This is a genomic window from Sphaerisporangium sp. B11E5 (assembly GCF_039871875.1).
Classification (GTDB): Bacteria; Actinomycetota; Actinomycetes; order Streptosporangiales; family Streptosporangiaceae; genus Sphaerisporangium.
Window position 1 is genome coordinate 68,193 of the sequence record NZ_JBDPMD010000028.1, and the last position, 21,662, is coordinate 89,854.

Annotated in this window: 17 protein-coding genes, 1 pseudogene and 1 CRISPR repeat array; of the genes and pseudogenes, 11 read left to right on the top strand and 7 right to left on the bottom strand. The window is 68.7% G+C overall.

The features are described from left to right. The first annotated feature begins 38 nt into the window (after nucleotides 1–38). The gene (locus ABGB17_RS23730) at nucleotides 39–770 is read left to right on the top strand and encodes a transposase (protein WP_347633120.1); all 732 of its coding nucleotides are present in this window, start codon (nucleotides 39–41) and stop codon (nucleotides 768–770) included. 222 nt (nucleotides 771–992) lie between these two features. Here ABGB17_RS23730 and ABGB17_RS23735 read toward each other — a convergent pair whose 3' ends face one another. Both ABGB17_RS23735 and ABGB17_RS23740 read right to left on the bottom strand, forming a co-directional pair. After that, nucleotides 993–2,408 (bottom strand): hypothetical protein, encoded by a 1,416-nt coding sequence (locus tag ABGB17_RS23735; protein ID WP_347633122.1) that lies wholly within the window; start codon nucleotides 2,406–2,408, stop codon nucleotides 993–995. Between the two features lie 154 nt (nucleotides 2,409–2,562). Next, entirely contained in the window at nucleotides 2,563–3,102 is a 540-nt protein-coding gene (locus ABGB17_RS23740; protein ID WP_347633124.1) for a hypothetical protein, read from the bottom strand. A gap of 210 nt (nucleotides 3,103–3,312) precedes the next feature. On the opposite strand from ABGB17_RS23740, the pseudogene ABGB17_RS23745 reads away from it, so the two are divergent. The 3 genes and pseudogenes from ABGB17_RS23745 to ABGB17_RS23755 form a co-directional block, all read left to right on the top strand. Beyond that, nucleotides 3,313–3,600, top strand: a pseudogene (locus ABGB17_RS23745) (alpha/beta fold hydrolase); the annotation flags it as partial. 244 nt (nucleotides 3,601–3,844) lie between these two features. Beyond that, a CRISPR array of direct repeats spans nucleotides 3,845–4,177; the repeat unit is 23 nt; unit sequence GGGACCATCCCCGCGTGCGCGGG. Between the two features lie 1,258 nt (nucleotides 4,178–5,435). Then, on the top strand, nucleotides 5,436–6,317 hold the full coding sequence (locus ABGB17_RS23750) for a helix-turn-helix transcriptional regulator (protein ID WP_347633126.1): 882 nt from the start codon (nucleotides 5,436–5,438) through the stop codon (nucleotides 6,315–6,317). Beyond that, nucleotides 6,317–6,532 (top strand): DUF397 domain-containing protein, encoded by a 216-nt coding sequence (locus ABGB17_RS23755; RefSeq protein WP_347633174.1) that lies wholly within the window; start codon nucleotides 6,317–6,319, stop codon nucleotides 6,530–6,532. The genes ABGB17_RS23750 and ABGB17_RS23755 overlap by 1 nt, the downstream gene beginning before the upstream one ends. 166 nt (nucleotides 6,533–6,698) lie before the next feature. Here ABGB17_RS23755 and ABGB17_RS23760 read toward each other — a convergent pair whose 3' ends face one another. The 3 genes from ABGB17_RS23760 to ABGB17_RS23770 are packed head-to-tail and all read right to left on the bottom strand — an operon-like array spanning nucleotide 6,699 to nucleotide 10,139. Next, complete coding sequence (locus ABGB17_RS23760; RefSeq protein ID WP_347633128.1) at nucleotides 6,699–7,436, bottom strand: succinate dehydrogenase/fumarate reductase iron-sulfur subunit; 738 nt, start codon at nucleotides 7,434–7,436, stop codon at nucleotides 6,699–6,701. A 19-nt stretch (nucleotides 7,437–7,455) separates the two neighbouring features. Continuing rightward, entirely contained in the window at nucleotides 7,456–9,381 is a 1,926-nt protein-coding gene (locus ABGB17_RS23765; protein WP_347633130.1) for a fumarate reductase/succinate dehydrogenase flavoprotein subunit, read from the bottom strand. Beyond that, nucleotides 9,378–10,139, bottom strand: a complete 762-nt coding sequence (locus ABGB17_RS23770) for a succinate dehydrogenase cytochrome b subunit (protein WP_347633132.1) — start codon at nucleotides 10,137–10,139, stop codon at nucleotides 9,378–9,380. The genes ABGB17_RS23765 and ABGB17_RS23770 overlap by 4 nt, the downstream gene beginning before the upstream one ends. 257 nt (nucleotides 10,140–10,396) lie before the next feature. Here ABGB17_RS23770 and ABGB17_RS23775 point away from each other — a divergent pair, with 257 nt between their 5' ends. From ABGB17_RS23775 to ABGB17_RS23805, 7 genes are all read left to right on the top strand, one after another. Next, the gene (locus ABGB17_RS23775) at nucleotides 10,397–11,350 is read left to right on the top strand and encodes a LysR substrate-binding domain-containing protein (RefSeq protein WP_347633134.1); all 954 of its coding nucleotides are present in this window, start codon (nucleotides 10,397–10,399) and stop codon (nucleotides 11,348–11,350) included. A 133-nt stretch (nucleotides 11,351–11,483) separates the two neighbouring features. Beyond that, the gene (locus ABGB17_RS23780; protein ID WP_347633136.1) at nucleotides 11,484–12,680 is read left to right on the top strand and encodes a SpoIIE family protein phosphatase; all 1,197 of its coding nucleotides are present in this window, start codon (nucleotides 11,484–11,486) and stop codon (nucleotides 12,678–12,680) included. A gap of 3 nt (nucleotides 12,681–12,683) precedes the next feature. Further along, nucleotides 12,684–14,279, top strand: a complete 1,596-nt coding sequence (locus ABGB17_RS23785; protein WP_347633138.1) for an ATP-binding protein — start codon at nucleotides 12,684–12,686, stop codon at nucleotides 14,277–14,279. Then, nucleotides 14,272–14,727 (top strand): response regulator, encoded by a 456-nt coding sequence (locus tag ABGB17_RS23790; protein ID WP_347633140.1) that lies wholly within the window; start codon nucleotides 14,272–14,274, stop codon nucleotides 14,725–14,727. Before ABGB17_RS23785 ends, ABGB17_RS23790 begins: the two co-directional genes overlap by 8 nt. Nucleotides 14,728–14,945: 218 nt before the next feature. Then, entirely contained in the window at nucleotides 14,946–15,761 is an 816-nt protein-coding gene (locus tag ABGB17_RS23795) for a hypothetical protein (RefSeq protein WP_347633142.1), read from the top strand. Nucleotides 15,762–15,769: 8 nt separating this feature from the next. Continuing rightward, nucleotides 15,770–17,677: a fumarate reductase/succinate dehydrogenase flavoprotein subunit gene (locus ABGB17_RS23800; protein ID WP_347633144.1), complete on the top strand. Its 1,908-nt coding sequence runs from the start codon at nucleotides 15,770–15,772 to the stop codon at nucleotides 17,675–17,677. Then, on the top strand, nucleotides 17,677–18,447 hold the full coding sequence (locus ABGB17_RS23805) for a succinate dehydrogenase/fumarate reductase iron-sulfur subunit (protein WP_347633146.1): 771 nt from the start codon (nucleotides 17,677–17,679) through the stop codon (nucleotides 18,445–18,447). Before ABGB17_RS23800 ends, ABGB17_RS23805 begins: the two co-directional genes overlap by 1 nt. Nucleotides 18,448–18,510: 63 nt before the next feature. On the opposite strand, the gene ABGB17_RS23810 is transcribed toward ABGB17_RS23805, so the two are convergent. Beyond that, the gene (locus ABGB17_RS23810) at nucleotides 18,511–19,611 is read right to left on the bottom strand and encodes a hypothetical protein (RefSeq protein WP_347633148.1); all 1,101 of its coding nucleotides are present in this window, start codon (nucleotides 19,609–19,611) and stop codon (nucleotides 18,511–18,513) included. 240 nt (nucleotides 19,612–19,851) lie between these two features. After that, a complete protein-coding gene (locus ABGB17_RS23815; RefSeq protein WP_347633150.1) occupies nucleotides 19,852–21,591 on the bottom strand; it encodes a hypothetical protein in 1,740 nt (579 codons plus the stop codon). Nucleotides 21,592–21,662 lie beyond the last annotated feature (71 nt).

Consider the following 21,662-nt stretch of genomic DNA (forward strand, 5'->3'; position numbering starts at 1 on the left):
GGTCACCGGCCCGGCAGACGGGCGCGAGCGGCACCCTCGTGCTGCGCGGCGACTCGGCCTTCTACAGCGCCGACGTCATCGGCGCCTGCCGCGAGCGTGACGCGCGGTTTTCCATCACCGCGAAGATGGACCCCAAGATCAAGGCAGCGATCGCGGGCATCGACGAGAGCGGGTGGACGCCGATCAAGTATCCGAACGCGGTCTTCGACGACCAAGCGGGCGGGTGGATCTCCGATGCGGAGACCGCCGAGGTCGACTACACCGCGTTCACCAGCAAGAAGGGCCAGGCCGTTACCGCCCGGCTGATCGTGCGCAGGGTCCGGCGGCTCAATGAGCAGGCTCGGCGCGGACAGGACGAATTGTTTTCCGCCCACCGCTACCACGCGATCTTCACCGACAGTCCGTATGCGCTGGTGCAGGCGGAGGAGCAGCATCGTGATCACGCGATGATGGAGCAGGTCAACGTGGACTTGATCGACGGGCCACTCGCTCATCTCCCCTCGGGGAAGTTCACCGCCAATGCCGCCTGGCTCACCTGCGCGGCGATCACGCACAACCTGCCGCGCGCCTTCGGCTGCCTGGCCGGCGCCTTCCACGCCCGTGCGCGTGGGGCCACACTGCGCCGCCACCCCATCATCGTGCCCGCCCGACTGGCCCGACACGGCCGCGGCCACCTAATCCTGCATCTGCCACAGCATTGGCGCTGGCAGCAGGCATGGCTGAACGCCTTCGACGCCGTCCATCACCCGCCACCCGCCCACGTGGCCTGACCCACCCCACCCCTCTTGGTCACCGCCTCCAACCCGACGACCGTGACGGTCACCACGCGCACCGGCACACCCCCCGCCCCCGGCCCGTGCCACCCGGACAAGCCGCGACCCACGCGCGGCGGGCCTCCCATACCCGAAACACGGCCCCCACCTACCGAACCGGCCCTCGCGGAGGAATTGGACCGGAGAATGATCACGAGAATTCACGCCGTGGATCCAGGCTCAGACGGGCAGCGCCAGCAACGCGGTGTCCCCGGTCATGAAGGCCGTGAGGAACCGCTCACGCCCGACGATCCTGAAGACCTCGTCGGCGTGCCTGCCGTTCTCCTCGTACCCCAGGGTGGTCTTCCTCGTCGCCGCCACCAGCTCGCCCTCCACCCCGATCATGAGCCGCTGCACGGTGTCCGGACCCGCGTTGTCGACCATCGCGTTGAACACCTCCCTGGTGACCACCTCGATGAACCCCTCCAGAACCACCAGGGGCCTCCCCACCCTGCCCGCCTTCGCCTTGACGTCCGGGTGAAGCAGGCTGTGCACCATCTCATGCACGATCGTCTCCACCAGCTCCCACCGATGCGCCGACTGCGGCCTGTCGGCCTTGAACTCGGTGACCAGCCCGATCCCGCCGCCCTCCGCGTCCCCGTGGGAGTTCGACCCGATGTGCTGACAGAAGAAGAGCGCGAGCGTCCTGTTCTTCTCGTTCTGACCGGCCCACTCCCCGAGCATGTCCCACAGCAGCTTCCTGTGCTCCGGCACGCCGCCGCCGTCGTACCCGGCCCGTGTGAAGATCGACGGGCCCGTGGACGCGTCCCCCCCGATCAGATGCGCACGATTCATCAGGTGCTTGACGACGTCGCCCTCGGCCGGCATCGCCCGCGTCTTGTCGTAGACGTTCTCGAAATACGTGAACCCGGTGAAGAACGGACTGTTCTCATTGGCCGCCGCGAACGGCTGAAGCCTCTCCCACGCCGTGGCCTGCGCCAGCTCCGCGATCGCCCTGAAGTCCTCCAGCCGCTGATACTTCGCCGGCACATCCTGTGGCCGCCGCCACTGCAGAATGTGCTCCCCCAGATGCCGGTACAACTTCGGCAGCAACTCCGCCCGGAGCAGCTCCGCGTCCAGCGCCCGCGCCTGCCCCCGCGCCCCACCTCCCCCCGCCACCCCGTAGCAGCCACCGACCTGCTCCCGCTCCCCCTCGGTGAGCCGCGCCGCCTTCCCCTTCAACGCCGCCCGCAACCACCCCGTCCGCCCGAGCACCAGAAGCTCGAACTCCCGCCCGGTCGCCGACGGCATGACCGGCACCACACGCCGAACGTTCTCCACCAACCACACCAGCGCCCTCTTGACGTCGAACCCCGCCCCCGCGCCCTCCCGATTCCCGAGCAGCATGTTCGTCGCGTACAACAGCCATAATCGCAACTGCCGATCCCGCAGCTCCCCCGCGAGCGCCGGATCCTGCCCACCCGCCTTGAACACCCGCGCCAGCGAATCGGTCACCTGCGCGTCGGTCCACCCCGCCACGTCCCCATGCTTGACGGCGACCTGAATCCCCCCGAGATCCACTGTCCGATTGACCGGCCGCGCCTGCCGGGCCACCGCGAAGACGACATCCTCCGGCAAGGGCTGCGAAGTGGCCATCGACGTCCTCCGAACTGTCGGCACTCCCCTGACGAGCCCATCAAATCCGCCACCGATCAACATCGGAACAACAAGCGATGCCGGATGCTCGACATGGCGAAGCGGCCCGCCCCCCCGCGATCGACCACAGGAGGACGGGCCGCTCCACGACCCGCTAGATCCGTAGGTAACGAAGCGAGGCCGTACCACCTTCGTCGTTGACGATCTGGGCGATACTGGCCGAACCCTCGAGGTTGTTCCAGAGAACCTGCACCCGGATGGTCGTCGGCGCACTGACAAGAATGTCCTCACTGATCGAGGCCGTCGCCCGCCGCCCGATCTCCGCGGCCGCCGCGTTCTGGTCGGCGAGATGATCGATCATCCTGGTACTGCCCGGCACAGGCGAGTTCGTCGTGACGTTGAAGAGCCGCGCCAGAATGATCGTGTTGATCGGAGGCTTCCCCCAGATCCGCCCATGAATGTTCGCGTCGAGCGCGTAACTCCCGGGCTGCGGAAGAGTGACCTCCAAAGGAATGTCCACCCACGCGACCATCGGCTTGGTCAGCAGATCGACGGTCTCGGCCAGACGAACCGTCTCCCCCGGCAAGTCCGCCGCATACCCCTGCGACGCCCCCGCCCCGGCCCCGGCATGCGCCGGGAAGATCCCGAGCCCGAACAGTGCGGCCGTCGCAGCCGCGACGAAGAGTCGACGCATGAATGTTCCCCCCGGTGAAAGTGCTGCAGTCGAAACGATCTCTACCCATTGACCTCCCCCGGCATTCACAAAAAGTTATCAACCGATAACTCTAGGTTGTGAACCATGTCGCAGCGTATGCCCACACCTGTCCCCCCACGCCTCCTTTGACGTTTCAGTGGCCGCCCGAGGGCATCCAACACCAGACACCACCTACAGAAAGCACCGCCGATGTTCGAGGACTTCACCACCGAAACGATCCACCTCAAGGAATCGTCCGTCTTCGTCCGCCACGGCGGCACCGGCCCCCCACTCCTCCTCCTGCACGGCCACCCAAGAACCTCCGCGACCTGGCACCGCGTAGCCCCCCGCCTGAAGGCCGCCGGCTTCACCGTGATCTGCCCCGACCTCAGAGGCTACGGCCGCTCCCGCGCCCCCGCCCCCACCGCAGACCACACCCCCCACTCCAAACGCGCCATGGCCCACGACCTCCTGTCGATGATGCAAACCCTAGGCCACCTCTTCCAGAACCACCTAACAAAAGTAGCCACCCGCTCCACAACACAGAAAAGGACCAGTTCCACCTAACGTTCTCATAGACCTGGAAAGCACAACAAGCAAGTCCTGACAGACGTCTCCCAACAACCATCCTCCGCACACGGAGTAATTCTCATTCCAAAGCTGCTGGCCGCCAGGTCATCGGGACTATCTCTACGTGCGCCGGGAGCACCAAGTAAGGGCGCCGGCTTCATCCTGGGTGGCGTGGACCATCCCCGCCTACTGGGGAGCACAACTCTCACCCGGCGTCGTTCAGGACGGCCGCGGGACCATCCCCGCGTGCGCGGGAAGCACTCGATGCGGAACGACCCGCGGTACAACCGTCCGGGACCATCCCCGCGTGCGCGGGGAGCACTCCGAACGCCCTAACGACCCCGACTTGCCCGAGGGACCATCCCCGCGTGCGCGGGGAGCACGTAACGGCTAGCTGCCGGGTTGGCGCCGAATGGGGACCATCCCCGCGTGCGCGGGGAGCACTAGATTCGAAACGTTCCCGTGCCCACCGTGAGGGGACCATCCCCGCGTGCGCGGGGAGCACACTCGTTGACCTGGGTGTCTATCCGGGACAGGGGCGGATTTTCATGAGTTTAAGAGGATCGGACATTTCGCCCATTCGATGCAGTGCCGTTGGGAGAGCTCCCTGCGGCGTGTATGCGGTGCCAAGGTCTAGTGTGGCGATTCCCCGCTACTTGGCTGGCCATATTCGACTGAGTTAACGAAGGGCTGCTCAGTTTTGGCACCGGCGTGTCGCCAGTACGGAGACAGACCTGTCGTGGTGGTTTCATCCGATCTGCGTTTGTCGGTCTGTGGGATGGGGTGGCAGTGATTGCGTGTCTCGGCTGATGGTGTGTTGATGTGGGATGCGAGCTTCAGTTGGGGGCAAGGAGGTGGGTGGGATTGGCCAGCTTGCCCAGATGGTTTTGCCTGGGCCGGTGGGGATAAGGGTGACGCCGTGAGAGGGGGCGAGGGCGGCGACGATGGTGAGGCCTCGGCCGTGGAGGGACTCGGGGTCGAGGTGGAGGGGGCGGGGGAGGTTCGGGCCGTGGTCGGTCACGCGTAGGCAGAAGAGGTCAGGGGTTATCCATAGGGAGAGGCGGATTGGGGGTTCGCCATGGCTGACGGCGTTGGCCAGAAGCTCGCCAGCCACGAGGACGACGTCATCTAGCAGTGCCTGTAGATGCCATGCGGTGAGGGCATCTCTCACCAGTCGTCTGGCGCCGGCGATCATGGCGAGACTGTTGGGCAGATCCCAGCAGACGGTACGCAGACCGTCCGGCGTTTCAGGCATGGGGGCTCCTCGCAGGTGGGTGGGGGTCCGATTGGAAGCGCGCTCGTAGTGCTGGTCTCGGGGAGCGGACGGACGAGCAGCAGGCAGGTTGGGTGCTACCGCAGCGCGCATGCGGTGGAGCAGTTCGTCGGCGGTGCAGGCTTGCATGATGAAGGGATTGGTGGGTCGCGAGGCGGCGACGGCGTAGAAGCGGCGCGTTCCGACGCCGTACCAGATCACCCAGCCGGGATGCAGCTGGCTTAGGTGCTTGGCCGTGCTCTGCTCTGCGAGGTCCCAGGTTCTGTCGGTCCTTTCACTGACGGGTGCGCCTCTTCGGTGACGTCCTCTACGCAGAGCTCGTCGTCTGGCTTGCATGAGAGACCTCCGTCCGTTCGAGGACGCCCAGCAGCGATCGAGCACCGGCACGCTCTGTGGTCGCTACGATTCAAGCAGTAACGTCTTCTAGATATCACGAGAATGCAGGGCTGCATGTTGGAATCCTGCACTTGGGTCACGAGGAGTGGTTTCGATGCCGGCCGGCCACAGTACAAGCGTTCGCGGAAGACAACTGATCAGCGAGTTGAGACGCCTACGTGAGGCGGCTGGGATGACGCAAGCGGATGTGGCGGAACGACTCGACTGGCATCACACCAAGGTCTTCCGCATCGAGACAGGGCGTACCAGCCCACACCCAAACGACGTACGCACACTTCTAGGGCTGTACGGGGTAATCGAGGAAAGTGACCAGAATGCCCTTATTCAGCTCGCGCGGAACGCTCGTAAGCACGGCTGGTGGTACGCGTACCGCGACATTCTTCCCAGCCACTACCAGGTGTACATCGGCCTGGAATCTGAGGCTGCTTCGATCCGTTCCTTCGAGCTGGCCGTCGTCCCCGGGTTGCTGCAGACGAGAGACTACGCTCGCGCCTTGATGACAAGTGGTCCCCTAGAGCTCGATCATGATGAGATCGAGCGTCGCGTCGAGGTGAGGATGACGCGACAGAAGATCTTGGACGCGCCCGATCGCCCTCAACTCTGGGTGATCCTTGACGAGGCGGTGCTTCATCGGCCTGTCGGCGGGCGGGAGGTTCTCTGCGCCCAGATTCGGCGTCTCCTCGAAGCATCTGAGCAAGCAAAGATCACCATTCAGGTACTGCCCTTCCGGCTCGGCGCGCATCCCGGCATGATCGGCCCCTTCACCGTGCTGGGCTTTCCTCAGCCGAGTGATCTTGACGTCGTCTACATGGAGACCATCGCCGGAAACATGTACGTCGACGAGGCAGGCGAAGTCGGGCACTATGCCACTGCGTTTGATCATCTGAGAGCCGAAGCACTCAACGTCAGGGATACAAGAGATATGCTCAACGCAGCGCTGCAGGAGCTCAAATGCTCGGTGAAAGGCGGATCTTGATGCCTAGCTATGGTGCATCCGGCTTCGTATGGCGGAAGAGCACACGCAGTCAGCAGAACGGTGCCTGCGTTGAGATCGCACATCTTGGTGTATCAGTCGCTGTCCGTGACTCCAAGACGCTTGATTCGGCTTTTCTCGCGTGCTCCTCTACCGAGTGGGCCGCTTTCGTTCATGGCATCAAGAGTGGTTGGTTCGGGCTGTCTTCACGATCATGACGGTCGACTCCCTACCTTGCTCGACACCCGATGGCTTGACTCCCTGCTGTGTACAGCAGCGCTTCGGACGGCACGGGGTTGGCCCGGTAGGGCCCTGAATAAAACACAGTCCGAGCGGAGCGAGGCCCATTTCCGGGGCGGGACAGATACTCCCCGCCCCCGAGTGTCAGCGGGCTGATTTCAGGTAGTCGCGGTTCATCTGGCTGATGACGTCCAGGGAGATGCCCTTGGGGCAGACGGCGGTGCATTCGCCGGTGTTGGTGCAGCCGCCGAAGCCTTCCAGGTCCATTTGGTCGACCATGGCGACGACGCGGGTGTCGCGTTCGGGGGCTCCCTGGGGGAGGTTGCCCAGGTGGGTGACCTTGGCGGCGGTGAAGAGGGCGGCGGAGCCGTTGGGGCAGGCGGCTACGCAGGCGCCGCAGCCTATGCAGGTGGCGGCGTCGAAGGCGTCGTCGGCGGCGTCTTTCTTCACCGGGATGCTGTGGGCGTCGGGGGCGCTTCCTGTGGGGATGCTGATGTAGCCGCCGGCTTGGATGATGCGGTCGAAGGAGCTGCGGTCCACCACCAGGTCTTTGATTACTGGGAAGGGGGCGGCGCGCCAGGGTTCGATGGTTACGGTGTCGCCGTCGTTGAAGTGGCGCATGTGGAGTTGGCAGGTGGTGGTGGCTTTTTGTTCGCCGTGGGGGACGCCGTTGATGACCATGCCGCACATGCCGCAGATGCCCTCGCGGCAGTCGTGGTCGAAGGCGATGGGGTCGTCGCCGGTCAGAGTCAGGCGTTCGTTGAGGACGTCGAGCATTTCCAGGAAGGACATGTCCGGGGAGACGTCCTCCACGTGGTACGTCACCATCCGGCCGGAGTCGGCGGGGCCGGACTGGCGCCAGACCTTCAGGGTGAGGTTCACGAAAGGCTCCTGGGATGGGTCACTTGTAGCTGCGCTGGGTGAGCTTGACGTAGTCGTACGTGAGGGCTTCTTTGTGGAGGACGGGGGTGCCGTCGGCGCCGTGTTCCCAGGCGGCTACGTAGGCGAAGTTGTCGTCGTCGCGGAGGGCCTCGCCCTCGGGGGTTTGGGACTCGGCGCGGAAGTGGCCGCCGCAGGATTCGGTGCGGTGGAGGGCGTCCAGGCACATTAGTTCCGCGAGGTCGAAGAAGTCGGCCACGCGGCCGGCACGCTCGAGGGACTGGTTGAGGCCTTCGTCGGTGCCGGTGATCTTGACGTCGCGCCAGAACTCTTCGCGGAGCTCGGGGATGCGTTCCAATGCCTTGCGGAGGCCTTCGTCGGTGCGTTCCATGCCGCAGAGGTCCCACATGAGGCGGCCGAGTTCGCGGTGGAAGGAGTCGGCGGTGCGGGTGCCGTTCACCGACATGAGGCGGGTGATCTTGTCGGTCACCTGGGTGCGGGCCTCGTCCACGGCGTCCTGCGGGACGTCGCCGAAGGGACCGTCGGCGAGGTAGTCGCCGATGGTGGTGGGCAACACGAAGTAGCCGTCGGCCAGGCCCTGCATCAGGGCGGAGGCGCCGAGGCGGTTGGCGCCGTGGTCGGAGAAGTTGGCCTCGCCGATGACGAACAGGCCGGGGATGGTGGACTGGAGGTCGTAGTCGACCCACAGGCCGCCCATCGTGTAGTGGACGGCGGGGTAGATGCGCATGGGGCGGGTGTAGGGGTCCTCGCCGGTGATGCGCTCGTACATCTCGAAGAGGTTGCCGTACTTCTTCTCGACGGCGGGGCGGCCGAGGCGGGTGATGGCGTCAGCGAAGTCGAGGTACACGCCGAGGCCGCCGGGGCCCACGCCGCGGCCCTCGTCGCAGACGTTCTTGGCGGCGCGGGAGGCGATGTCGCGGGGGACGAGGTTGCCGAAGGACGGGTAGATGCGCTCCAGGTAGTAGTCGCGCTCGGCCTCGGGGATGTCGCCGGGGAGGCGGTCGTCGCCGGCGCGGACGGGGACCCAGACGCGGCCGTCGTTGCGGAGGGATTCCGACATCAGGGTGAGCTTGGACTGGTAGTCGCCGCTGACCGGGATGCAAGTGGGGTGGATCTGCGTGTAGCAGGGGTTGCCGAAGTAGGCGCCGCGCAGGTGGGCACGCCAGATGGCGGTGGTGTTGCAGCCCTTGGCGTTGGTGGAGAGGAAGAAGACGTTGCCGTAGCCGCCGGTGGCGAGGACGACGGCGTCGGCCAGGTGGGTCTCGATCTCGCCGGTGACGAGGTCGCGGACGATGACGCCGCGGGCGCGGCCGTCGCTGACGACCAGGTCGAGCATCTCGTGGCGGGTGTACGTCTTCACGGTGCCCGCGGCGACCTGGCGTTCCAGGGCCTGGTAGGCGCCGAGGAGGAGTTGCTGGCCTGTCTGGCCGCGGGCGTAGAAGGTGCGGGAGACCTGGGCGCCGCCGAAGGAGCGGGTGTCGAGGAGGCCGCCGTACTCGCGGGCGAAGGGGACGCCCTGGGCGACGGCCTGGTCGATGATGTTCACGCTGACCTGGGCGAGGCGGTAGACGTTGGACTCGCGGGAGCGGAAGTCGCCGCCCTTGACGGTGTCGTAGAACAGGCGGTGGATGGAGTCGCCGTCGCCGCGGTAGTTCTTGGCGGCGTTGATGCCGCCCTGGGCGGCGATGGAGTGGGCGCGGCGCGGGGAGTCCTGGTAGCAGAAGGAGCTGACCTGGTAGCCGAGTTCGCCGAGGGTGGCGGCGGCGGAGCCGCCGGCCAGGCCGGTGCCGACCACGATGACGTGGAGTTTGCGCTTGTTGGCCGGGTTGACGAGGCGGGCGTTGAAGCGGCGGCTGTCCCAGCGGTCCTCGATGGGGCCTTCGGGGGCTTTGGTGTCCCTGATGGGGTCACCGGTCGTGTAGTTCACTTCAGCACCCCGATCAGCACGGCGAAGGGGACGGACAGGAAGCCGAGCACCAGCACGGCGGAGAGGGCGGCGGCGGAGACGCTCAGCAGGTGGCGGGTGCGGCCGCGGGCCAGGCCGAGGGTCTGGAAGGCGCTCCACAGGCCGTGGCGCAGGTGCAGGCCGACCATGACCAGGGCGACCACGTAGAAGAGGGTCACGGGCCAGCGGGACGGGGCGAAGCCTTCCACCACGCGGTCGTACGGGGTGGCGGTGAAGCCTTCGGGGTTGACGACGCCGAAGGTGAGGTCCAGCAGGTGCCAGATGACGAAGAGCACGATGATGACGCCGCCGTAGCGCATGGTGCGGGCGACGTAGCCGCGGGCCTGGGGGCGGCGGCGGGCGGCGTACTTGACGGGGCGGGCCTTGGCGGCTCGCCTGGCCAGTGCCACGGCTGAGGCCATGTGGAGGAGTACGGCCGCCACCAGGGCGATCTCGGTGAGGGTGAGGATGGTGCGGCCGGGGAGGGCGGGCTCGCCCACGGTGCGGAGCCATTCGGCGTACGCGTTGAACGACTCGGCGCCGAAGAAGATCTTGAGGTTGCCCAGCATGTGACCGACGAGGAACAGGACCAGGACGGCGCCGGAGATCGCCATGACGGCTTTCTGGCCGTTGGACGAGCGGTGCGCGGCCCGGCGCCCACTGGGCCGGCCGGGAGCGGGCGCTGGGGGTGGGGCCGGCACGGCCGCGGTGGCCCTGCCCCTCTCGATGATGGAAGTCACGTATCGGGACGGTAGGCAGGGGAAACGGCGCCGTCCAAGTCATGACGGGCCTGGTTTCGATAGCCGTCGGCTATGCAGCGTGGCTCGGGGGCGGAGCGGGTGCACAAGGGAACGCGCGGTGCGAGGAATCTCACATCGCGGACGGCACGCGCCGGGACATGTCGCCCCAGGGGGACCGGACCCGGCGAGAGCCGGGGGTGAGGACGGAGGGTGAGGACGGAGGGGATCTTGGGGGGCGCCGCCGTACGCTGTGAGGCGTGCAGTTGCAGCAGCTTGCGTCGTTTGTGGCCGTGGCGGAGACGGCTCATTTCACGCATGCGGCGGAGCGGATGCGGGTGGCGCAGCCGTCGTTGAGCAAGCAGATCAAGGCGTTGGAGACGGAGCTCGGGGCGCGGCTGTTCAGCAGGGCGCGGGGGAATGTGACGCTCACGCCGGCCGGGGAGGCGTTGTTGCCGTTGGCGCGGCGGATGCTGGCGGATGCGGACACGGCGCGGCGGGAGGTCGCGGAGCTGGCGGGGTTGCGGCGGGGGCGGGTGCGGCTGGGGGCGACGCCGTCGTTGTGCGCGGGGTTGCTGGCGGACGCGCTGGCGCGGTATCACCGGGATTATCCGGGGATCGATTTGATCGTGGAGGAGGGCGGGTCGCGGGATCTCGTGGGCGATCTGGCGCGGGGGCGGCTGGACCTGGCGTTGATCATCCTGCCGCTGCACAGCAGTGATCCGTCGCTGATCACCGAGGAGATCCTGGAGGAGAGCCTGGTGGTCGCCTCCCCGGCCGGGCCGGCGGCCGTCAAGCCGAACCCGCGCGCCAGGTACCTGCGGATCGAGGACCTGCGGGGCAAGCCCATGGTGATGTTCCGCCGGGGGTACGACCTGCGCGAGGCCACCCTCGCCGCCTGCCGTCAGGCGGGGTTCGAGCCGCGGTTCGCCGTCGAGGGCGGGGAGATGGACGCCGTGCTGCGGTTCGTGGAGGCGGGCCTCGGGGTGGCGGTGGTGCCGTCGATGGTGCTGGACGGCAGGCCGGGGCTGGCGGGGGTGCCGTTGGCGCCGCCGGGTCTTCGGCGCACGATAGCGCTCGCTCATCGCAAGGACGTGGAACCCACCCGGGCGGCCCAGGCCTTTCGCGCTACCCTGCTTTCTTATCTGTCGGAGGCCGCAGAGCAAGGGTCGTTGCCGCAGGGTGTCGGCCTGGCCGGACTGGCAATGGAATGATTCTGATTAGCACGGGCATGACCGTATTCGCGATGCTTACCCCCTTTACGGCATGGTTACGGGTGACCATGCGGCCGGACTGCTTTCCTTATATGGTGCAGGGCAACAGGCCAACACTTCACAAGAGGGACCAGTGACCGCGCTCTCGCCTGGCCCGCCGGCGGCCCCGGCCGAGATGCTCACCATCCTCCTGATCGAGGACGACGCGGGTGACGCCTTCCTGGTGGAGGAGCTTCTCTCCGGCTCCCCGGAGCCGACGAAGATCATCTGGGCCCGCACCCTTGCCGAGAGCCGTGAACGGCTGACCGACGACGTGCACTGCGTCGTGGTCGACCTCTCCCTCCCGGACGCCTCCGGCCTCGAAGCGTTGCGCCAGGTGCTGACCATGGCGCCGGACACCGCGGTGCTCGTGCTGACCGGCCTGAACGACGCGCACATGGGCGTCGAGGCGGTCGCCGCGGGTGCGCAGGACTACCTGATCAAGCAGGACGTGGACGACCGGCTGCTCGGCCGGGCCATCAGTTACGCCATCGAGCGCAAGCGCGCGGACCTGACGCAGCGCAAGCTGGCCGAGGCGCAGCACCGCAGCAGCGAGAACGCCCGGCTGGAGCGCGGCCTGCTCCCGGTGCCCATGCTGCGGGACGAGCACACCCGCGAGACGCTCTTCCACCAGGCCCGTTACCTGCCCGGACGCAGGCAGGCGCTGCTGGCGGGCGACTTCTGGGACACCGTGCAGACCCAGGACGGCGCGGTGCACGTGGTGATCGGTGACGTGTGCGGGCACGGGCCGGACGAGGCGGCGCTCGGGGCCGCGCTGCGCATCGCGTGGCGCACGCTGGTGCTGGCGGGGCACACGGGCAACGAGCTGCTCACCACGCTGGAGACCGTGCTGCGGCACGAGCGCAAGTCGCCGGAGATCTTCACGACGATGTGCTCGGTGACCATCGATCCGGAGCTGCGGCACGCGCAGTTGCACGTCGTGGGCCACCCGCCGCCGCTGTTCGTGCGGGGCGGGGTGCGCGGTGGCGTGCTGGACCTCGTGCCTGGCACGCCGTCCGGGCCGCCGCTCGGCATCTTCGGTGACGTCGACTGGACCACGATCGACCTGCCCCTCGGTGACGACTGGGCGATGTTGCTGTACACCGACGGCCTGATCGAGGCCACCGTCGGCGGCGGCCCCGACCTCCTCGGCACCGAGGGGCTGATCCGCCTCATCCGCGAACAGGGCGAGATCGATCTCGACCGCATCATCACCGCCGTCCAGGAGATGCACGAGAACGCCTTGAACGACGACTTGGCCGCCGTGTTGGTCGGCCGGAGACGGCAGTGACCCATGACCGAGCTCGCCCCCCTGCCTCCCCCCGCACCGCCCAGGGGTCTCGGCCGCTGGCGTCTGCGCCGGTGGTTCCTGATCGTCGGCGCGGTGGCCGTGGTCTTCTTCGTCGCCGCGGCGGGGCTCACCGTGCTGGCGGTGAACGTCACGCGGCTGGCGCGGGACGCGGTGATCGACGTGATCGACCCGGCGGTGCTGCGCACGCTGGAGGTCTCCACGGCGATCACCGCGCAGGAGACGGCCGTGCGGACGTACGGGCGCACCAACGACCCGCAGTACCTGCAGGACTACCGGGGGGCGATGGCCCGGGAGGCCACGGCCGTGGCGGAGCTGGACCGGCTGATCGCCAAGCTGCCCGGGAGTTCGCCCCGCGTGGCCCTCGCCCGCACGAACCTCGCGCGGCTGAAGGAGACCAGCGCCGCCTGGCACCGTGACTACGCCGACGCGGTGATCGCCGCGGTGCCGCGGCTGAAGACGGAGACGGCCGCGGAGTTCGCCAACGTCAACGGCGCGCGGTTCCGCGCCGTGCAGGCCTCGCTGGCGGCACAGCAGGCCAACCTGTCCGATCTGCACGCCCGGGGCAGCGCGTTCCTCGAGCAGGGCTGGCAGACGCTGTACTACGTGCTGATCGGCTTGTGCGTGGTGCTCATCGCGACGGCCATCGCCTTCACGCTGATCGTCCGGTACGTGGTGCTGCGCCCCATCTCCAAGCTCACCAGCGAGGTGCGGGCCATCGCGGGCGGCGACTTCGACCGGCCGATGACCGTGGACCGGCCGGCCGAGCTGGCCGAGTTGTCGGGCCGGGTGGACGCGATGCGGGGGCGCATCGTGCGGGAGTGGCGGCGGGCCGCCGACGCCAAGCAGCAGTTGTCGGACCAGGCGGTGGAGCTGCGGCGGTCCAACGCCGAGCTCGAGCAGTTCGCGTACGTCGCGAGCCACGACCTGCAGGAGCCGCTGCGCAAGGTCGCGAGCTTCACCCGCATGCTGGAGCAGCGGTACGGCGACCAGCTCGACGAGCGGGCGCAGCAGTACATCGTCTTCGCGGTGGACGGCGCCAAGCGCATGCAGCTTCTGATCAACGATCTGCTCGACCTGTCGCGGGTCGGCCGGGTGGGCGGCGAGAAGGCCGCGGTCAACTCCGGCGCGGTGTACGAGACGGCCGTGGGCAACCTGTCGGCGCAGATCGAGGACACCGGGGCCACGGTGACGCATGATCCGCTGCCGGAGGTGTTCGGCAACCGGGTGCTGCTCACCCAGCTCTTCCAGAACCTCATCGGCAACGCGTTGAAGTTCCACAGCGACCAGCCGCCGAAGGTGAACATCACGGTGGAGCGGCGGGGCGACATGTGGGAGTTCGCGTGCGCCGACAACGGCATCGGGATCGACACCAAGTACGCTGACCGAATATTCCTGATATTCCAGCGCCTGCACCCCCGGGACGTGTATCCCGGAACGGGCATCGGACTGGCGCTGTGCAGGAAGATCGTCGAGTACCACGGCGGCAAGATCTGGCTGGACGACCCGGACCCCGTCAACCCAGGCACGACCTTCCGCTTCACCCTGCCCGCGCTACCCGGAGAAGAGCCGCATGAATGAGTACCGCTTCATCGACGTCCTGCTGGTGGAGGACGATCCCGGTGATGTGCTCCTGACCCGGGAGGCGTTCGAGCACAACAAGGTGCAGAACAAGCTCCACGTGGTCAGCGACGGTGAGCAGGCCATGAGGTTCCTGCGGCAGGAGGGCGAGTACGCCGATACTCCGCGGCCCGACCTGATCCTCCTGGACCTCAACCTGCCCCGCAAGGACGGCCGTGAGGTGCTGGAGGACATCAAGGCCGACGCCGACCTGCGCAGCATCCCGGTGGTGGTGCTGACCACGTCGGAGGCGGAGGAGGACATACTGCGCAGCTACCATCTCCACGCCAACGCGTACGTCACCAAGCCCGTGGACTTCGACCAGTTCATCAAGGTGGTACGCCAGATCGACGACTTCTTCGTGAGCGTCGTTAAACTACCTAGGACGGGCCAGCGTCCCTGGGCCTGATTCCGTAGTGACAGGAATCACACCTGGTCAACGGAAAAAGTGATCGACCATGCTCACGTCACGGTCTCAGGCCTCGTAACGTAGACGCCCACCGGCACGCGCGCGGCTGTGTGATCGGCGCGATACAGACGCGCGCGATACGCACCCAGCGACCACGTGAAAAGCCGGATCTCCCGTACACCGGACGGTGAGATCCGCCGGAGGTGGAGAGTTCTCCGATGACCCAGACAACGGCCGGTCGGCCGGCCAACGAGCCGGCGCAGCGCAAGCAGCGAGCCCAGATCAAGGCCCGCACCCTGCGTACTGATCGATGGTGGCTGGCCCCTGCCATCACATTCGCGGCGCTCACGTCGTTCCTCGTATACGGCTTTTGGGCGATCTTCGACACCAGCTACTTCGTCGAGCCCTACATCGCTCCCTTCTCCTCGCCGTGCCTCGCGACCTCCTGTCCCGAGGGGGCGCGCTTCCTTGGCCTCGCTCCCTTCGGCGACTGGTGGACGCTGCCGCCCGGCATCCTGATCCTCGGCCTGCCCGCCGGTTTCCGTCTCACCTGTTACTACTACCGCAAGGGTTACTACCGCGCGTTCTGGCTCTCGCCGCCGGCGTGCTCGGTGGCCGAGCCGCACAAGAAGTACACCGGTGAGACCCGGCTGCCGCTGATCATCCAGAACATCCACCGCTACTTCTTCTACGGCGCCGTGCTGATCGCGCTGGTGCTCACCTGGGACGCGGTGCTGGCGCTGCGCGACCACGAGGGCAACTGGGGCCACGTCGGGCTCGGCACGATCATCCTGTGGGTCAACGTGGTGCTCATCTGGGCGTACACCCTGAGCTGCCACTCGTGCCGCCACATCACGGCCGGCCGGCTCAACCACTTCTCCAAGCACCCGGTGCGCTACAAGATGTGGACGTTCGTGTCGCGGCTCAACAGCCGCCACATGCTGCTGGCATGGCTGTCGATGTACTCCGTCATGCTGGCCGACCTGTACGTCCGCCTGGTCGCCAAGGGCATCATCAACTTCCCGTTCGCCTAAGGATCACTGTGGATATCGAGCGTCACGAATACGACGTCGTCGTCATCGGCGCGGGAGGCGCCGGGCTGCGGGCGGCGATCGAGGCCCGGCAGCAGGGCAAGCGCACGGCCATCGTCTGCAAGTCCCTGTTCGGCAAGGCCCACACCGTCATGGCCGAGGGCGGCGCCGCCGCCGCCATGGGGAACGTGAACTCCGACGACAACTGGATGGTGCACTTCCGTGACACCATGCGGGGCGGCAAGTTCCTCAACAACTGGCGCATGGCCGAGCTGCACGCCAAGGAGGCCCCGGACCGCGTCTGGGAGCTGGAGGCCTGGGGCGCGCTGTTCGACCGCACCAAGGACGGCAAGATCAGCCAGCGCAACTTCGGCGGGCACGAGTACCCGCGGCTCGCGCACGTGGGCGACCGCACCGGCCTTGAGCTGATCCGCACGCTGCAGCAGCGGGTCGTCGCCCTCCAGCAGGAGGACGAGCGGCTGCACGGCGACCCCGAGGCGTACCTCAAGGTGTTCGCCGAGTGCACGGTCACGCGGCTGCTCAAGGACGGCGACGGCCCGGACGCCGCGATCAGCGGCGCGTTCGGGTACTGGCGGGAGACCGGGCGGCTGATCTGCTTCGACGCGCCCGCGGTGGTGCTGGCGACCGGCGGCATCGGCAAGTCCTACACCGTCACGTCCAACTCCTGGGAGTACACCGGGGACGGGCACGCGCTGGCGCTGCTGGCCGGGGCGAAGCTGATCAACATGGAGTTCGTGCAGTTCCACCCGACCGGCATGGTGTGGCCGCCGTCGGTGCGCGGCATCCTGGTCACCGAGTCGGTGCGCGGCGACGGCGGGGTGCTGCGCAACTCCGACGGCGTGCGGTTCATGTTCAACTACATCCCCGACGTGTTCAAGGACAAGTACGCGACGAGCGAGGAGGAGGGCGACCGCTGGTACACCGACCAGGCCAACAACCGCCGTCCCCCCGAGCTGCTGCCGCGTGACGAGGTCGCCCGCGCGATCAACTCCGAGGTGAAGGCCGGCCGCGGGTCGCCGCACGGCGGGGTGTTCCTCGACGTGTCGAGCCGGCTGCCCGCGGCCGAGATCATCAAGCGGCTGCCGTCCATGCACCACCAGTTCAAGGAGCTGGCGGACGTCGACATCACCGCCGAGCCCATGGAGGTCGGGCCGACCTGCCACTACGTCATGGGCGGCGTCGAGGTGGACGCCGACACGGCGGCGTCGTCGGTGCCAGGGCTGTTCGCGGCCGGTGAGGTGTCCGGCGGCATGCACGGCTCCAACCGGCTCGGCGGCAACTCGCTGTCGGACCTGCTGGTGTTCGGCCGGCGGGCCGGGGCGGGCGCCGCGGCGTACGTCGACGGGCTCGCGGCGCGGCCGGTGTCCGGGCCGGAGACGCTCGCCGACGCCGAGGTGGAGGCCCTGGCGCCGCTGTCGCGGAGCGGCGGGGAGAACCCCTACGAGGTCCACCACGAGCTGCAGCGCACCATGAACGACCTGGTCGGCATCATCCGCAAGGCCGGCGAGATCAGCGAGGCGCTGGAGGTCGTGACCAAGCTCAAGGAGCGCGCGGCCAACACGGGGGCGCCCGGTGGCCGCATCTACAACCCCGGCTGGCACCTCGCGCTCGACCTGCGCAACATGCTGCTCGTGTCCGAGTGCGTGGCCCGGGCGGCGCTGCTGCGTGAGGAGAGCCGCGGCGGGCACACCCGTGACGACTTCCCCGGCATGGCGCCCGAGTGGCGGCGCAAGCTGCTGGTCTGCGGGCTCACCGCGGGCGGTGAGGTCACGGTGGAGGAGCAGGATCAGCCCTCCATGCGCGACGACCTGCTGACGCTGTTCGACCGGGCGGAGCTCAGCAAGTACCTCACCGCCGACGAGATGGCGGAATACGACGCGCTCGTGAAGGAGTCCTGATGAGTTACAAGGCCAAGTTCCGCGTGTGGCGCGGCGAGGGCGGCGACGGCGCGCTCGAGGACTTCGTCGTCGAGGTGAACGAGGGCGAGGTCGTGCTCGACGTCATCCACCGGCTGCAGGCCACGCAGGCGCCGGACCTCGCGGTGCGGTGGAACTGCAAGGCGGGCAAGTGCGGCTCGTGCTCGATGGAGATCAACGGCAAGCCGCGCCTCGGGTGCATGACGCGCATGTCGACGTTCACCGAGGAAGAGACCATCACGGTGACGCCGATGCGCACCTTCCCCGTGATCAAGGACCTCGTCACGGACGTGTCGTTCAACTACCAGAAGGCGCGGGAGATCCCGTCCTTCACGCCGCCGGACAACGTCAAGCCCGGCGAGTACCGCATGCAGCAGATCGACGTCGAGCGGTCCCAGGAGTTCCGCAAGTGCATCGAGTGCTTCATGTGCAACAACGTCTGCCACGTGATCCGTGACCACGAGGAGAACAAGACGGCGTTCGCGGGGCCGCGGTACCTCATGCGCATCGCGGAGCTGGACATGCACCCCTACGACGTGGCGGACCGCAAGAACGCCGCGCAGGAGGAGCACGGGCTCGGGTACTGCAACATCACCAAGTGCTGCACGGAGGTGTGCCCCGAGCACATCAAGATCACCGACAACGCGCTGATCCCGATGAAGGAGCGGGTCGTGGACCGCAAGTACGACCCGCTGGTGTGGCTGGGCAGCAAGATCTTCAAGCGGCCCAGCTCTTCGGGGCAGAAGTCCTGATCTAAAGCGGCGAAGGGCCCGTCCCCTGGTGGGGCGGGCCCTTTCGTCTGTGCGGGCCGCGGGTCAGGAGCCGCGGCGGAACAACTTGCCGAGGCCGCCGCCCCGGTGGCGGCCGGGGAGCGGGGCCTGGACGGTGCCGGTCGGGCCCTGGGGGGGCGTGGAGCCCTGCGAGGTGGGGTCGGCCGGCATGGTCGTCGTGGCGTCGGGGGTGGTGCGGGGCCACGGGTCGGAAGGGCCGGACATGCCGGCGGGGAACACCGCGCCGGTGTAGGGGGCGCCGTGGCCGGGCTGCTCGTAGTGGGCGGCGGCCGGGTCGTAGCCGTACGGGCCGTAGGCGGCCGGGTCGGCGTACGGCTGCTGCGGGTCGCCGGCGCCCGGGTAGTTCTGCACCGGGACGAAGCTGATGATCGGGGCGTAGGCCGCGCCGCCGTGGTAGATCGGGTAGCCGGGCATGTGCGGCATGTCGGGGTCGCCGCGGTGACGGCCCGGGGAGCGCGGGCCGGCCTTGCGGACCGCCGCGGCGTGCGCCATGCGGCGGACGCGGCCCTCGAAGACCAGCACACCCAGCATGACCAGCACGGCCAGCAGCACACCGGGGATGGCGAGCTTGCGGCTCAGGGTGAGCTGGTCGTACTCAGGGGAGGCGTTGCGGATCTCGATGGGCACCGAGTCCGGGGTCGGCTCCTCGAACGACGCGCTCGGGGTGAGCGTGTCGGACGGGGGCGTCACCGGGGCCAGGGACAACTGCGGGTCCTGCACCGGGGACTCGCTGGGCGGCGGCGTGTCGATCGGCGGGGCCGTCGGCAGGACCGGCATGGACGTGGGGGGCTGCTGGGTCGGCCCGGGCGGCGGCGCGACCGGCGAGGTGCTGCTGGTGCGCGGCTTCGCGGTCTTGGTGGTCCTGACCGTCTTGGTGGGATCCGGGGCGACCGTGCGCGTCTTGGTGACCGTGGGGTCCGGCTCCTGGGTGATGGTGACCGTGACCGTGGGGTCCGGCTCCTCGGGATCCGGGGTGCCGCTGTCGGTGACGTCCCCCCAGTCAGGCTCCACGCTCGTGGGGTCGGCCACCGCGGCGTTCGCCGCGTTGGCCCTGGGGGCGGTCATCGGGGCCGTGGCCAGCAGGACCACTCCGGTCAGTCCCAGTGACGCAACCACCGCGGACACGGCCGTCACGCGAACGCGTCCGCTCACCTTCGCCCTCCGAGTCTTCCCCGAGCCGATCAAGTCAAGGGAAATCTTAGTTGGGCCAACGGAACAGTAAAGCCTAATCCGCGTCACAAGTCACACAAACCCATCGCGACGGTCACCTTTCCGAACCCGCCGCCCGGGCGGGCCCGATACCGGTGTCCGGGTGCGACCGGTTGCACGTGTGCCTGCGTCGCGCAGGGTCCGGTCGCGCACGCCCTACAGGACGGGTGGCTTCCTGGCGGCGCGGCGGCGGCGGAGGGCGGACTGGAGCCAGAGGGCGGCCAGCAGGAGGACGACCGCGGCGGCGACGGCCGGGAAGCCGTGCACGCCGGTCAGCTCGTCCTCCGTGCCGGCCACGAGGTCGTGATCCGCGGGAGCGGGCCCCTGGGGCGGCGCCGCGGCCTGGGCCGGGGCGAGCGGCAGCGGGACGGGGTTCTGCGGCTGGGCCGGCTGCGCCTGGTGCCCTGGCTGCCCTGGTTGCCCTGGCTGGGCGGGGGCTACGGGCTGGGCGGGTCTCGCGGGGCCGACGGGGGCCATCGGGAACGCGGGCGGCACGTGGGGGGCCATGGGAGCGAGGAGCGGGCCCGGGGACGGCCGGTCGGGCGGCATCCCCAGGGTGCGGGCCTTCGGGGGGCCGGCCGGCGGGGCCGGCATGGGCAGCGGCATGGCGAACGGGGTGGGCGGCGGCAGGGGGCGCGGCGCGGGGAACTTCGGCGGGACCGCCTTCGGACGGGCGGGTGCCTGCCGCGAACGGGTCGGCACCGGGTACGGACGGGCCGAGGTACCCGGCGACGGGCGCGGCAACGTGACGCTCGGCCGCGGAGACGGCGCCGCCACGACGCGGCCCGGCGCCGCACCCGTCCGGGCCGGCGTGCCACCCGGGGCCGCATCCGCCTGGCTCGGCGTGCCACCCGGGACGGCACCCGCCCAGCCCGGCGTGCCGCCTGGGACGGCACCCGCCCAGCCCGGCGTGCCACCCGGGACGGCACCCGCCCGGGCCGGCGTGCCGGCCGGGGTCGCGACCGTGTCCCGTGCGGCCTGGGGCCTGGCGGTGGGCGGTGAGTCGTGGGCCGTCTTGTCGGCGTCAGCCTCGGCATCCATGACCGCGCTACCGAGGGTCCCGCGTGCCTTGTCGATCCCGTCTGCTCCGTCGATCCCGATGGCCTCGTGGAGTGCGGCCTTGTCGGTCTCAGGGGCCTTGTCGACGTTGGGGGCCTCGGCGATCCCGGGGACCTCGGCGGGTTCGGCCGTCTCGGTGCCGGGGACGCGGGTCAAGGTGTCCGGCGCAGCGGGCTCGCCGGGGACGGCGGCGGGCCCGGTGAGGTCGTGCGGGGTGTCCGCCGCCGCTCCGCGAGGGCCGGGGGCCGCCGCGGCGGGCGGGGGCTCGGGTGGTGTGGAGTCGCCTCGGGCGGCGGTGCCGTCCAGGGCGGAGAGCGGGAGGGGGCGGCCGACGGGGTACTCGGCTCCGGCCATGCGTTTGACCCACTGCACGCCGCCGGGGTCGCGCATCTGGGCGACGGCGGTGACGCCGATCTCCTCGGCGTCCTCGGGGACGGTCACCCTGACGTCCACGGTGCGTGCGCCGGTGATCGTGTCGAACCTGCAGACGTTGCCGCCCGGCGACCGGCCGGAGGTGGAGGCCGGCAGGAGGCGTTGTTCGCGGGCGCAGCGCACCGCGACAGGAGCGTCCTGCGGGTTGGAGGTGACGGTGAGCAGGGCTTCGTCCACCGGGCCTTCGATGCGGACGTGGAAGCGCGCCACCATGCCCGGCCTGATGGAGTCGCCCGGGCGCAGCGGCCCGCCCGTGTCGACGAGGCGCACGCTCAGGCGGTGCCCCGCCGTGGATTCGTGGCGCACCGGGTCGTCGGCCGCCAGCGCGGCGCCGCTGCCGCTCAGGATCAGTGCTCCGGCACCGATGATGGGCGCTATTCGGGCATGTCTCCACCAACCGGCCATTACACCTACCCCGCTCCCCGATACGCTACGCTCCAGTATAGTCACTGTGCGTAGCAGTTATCTCACAGGGA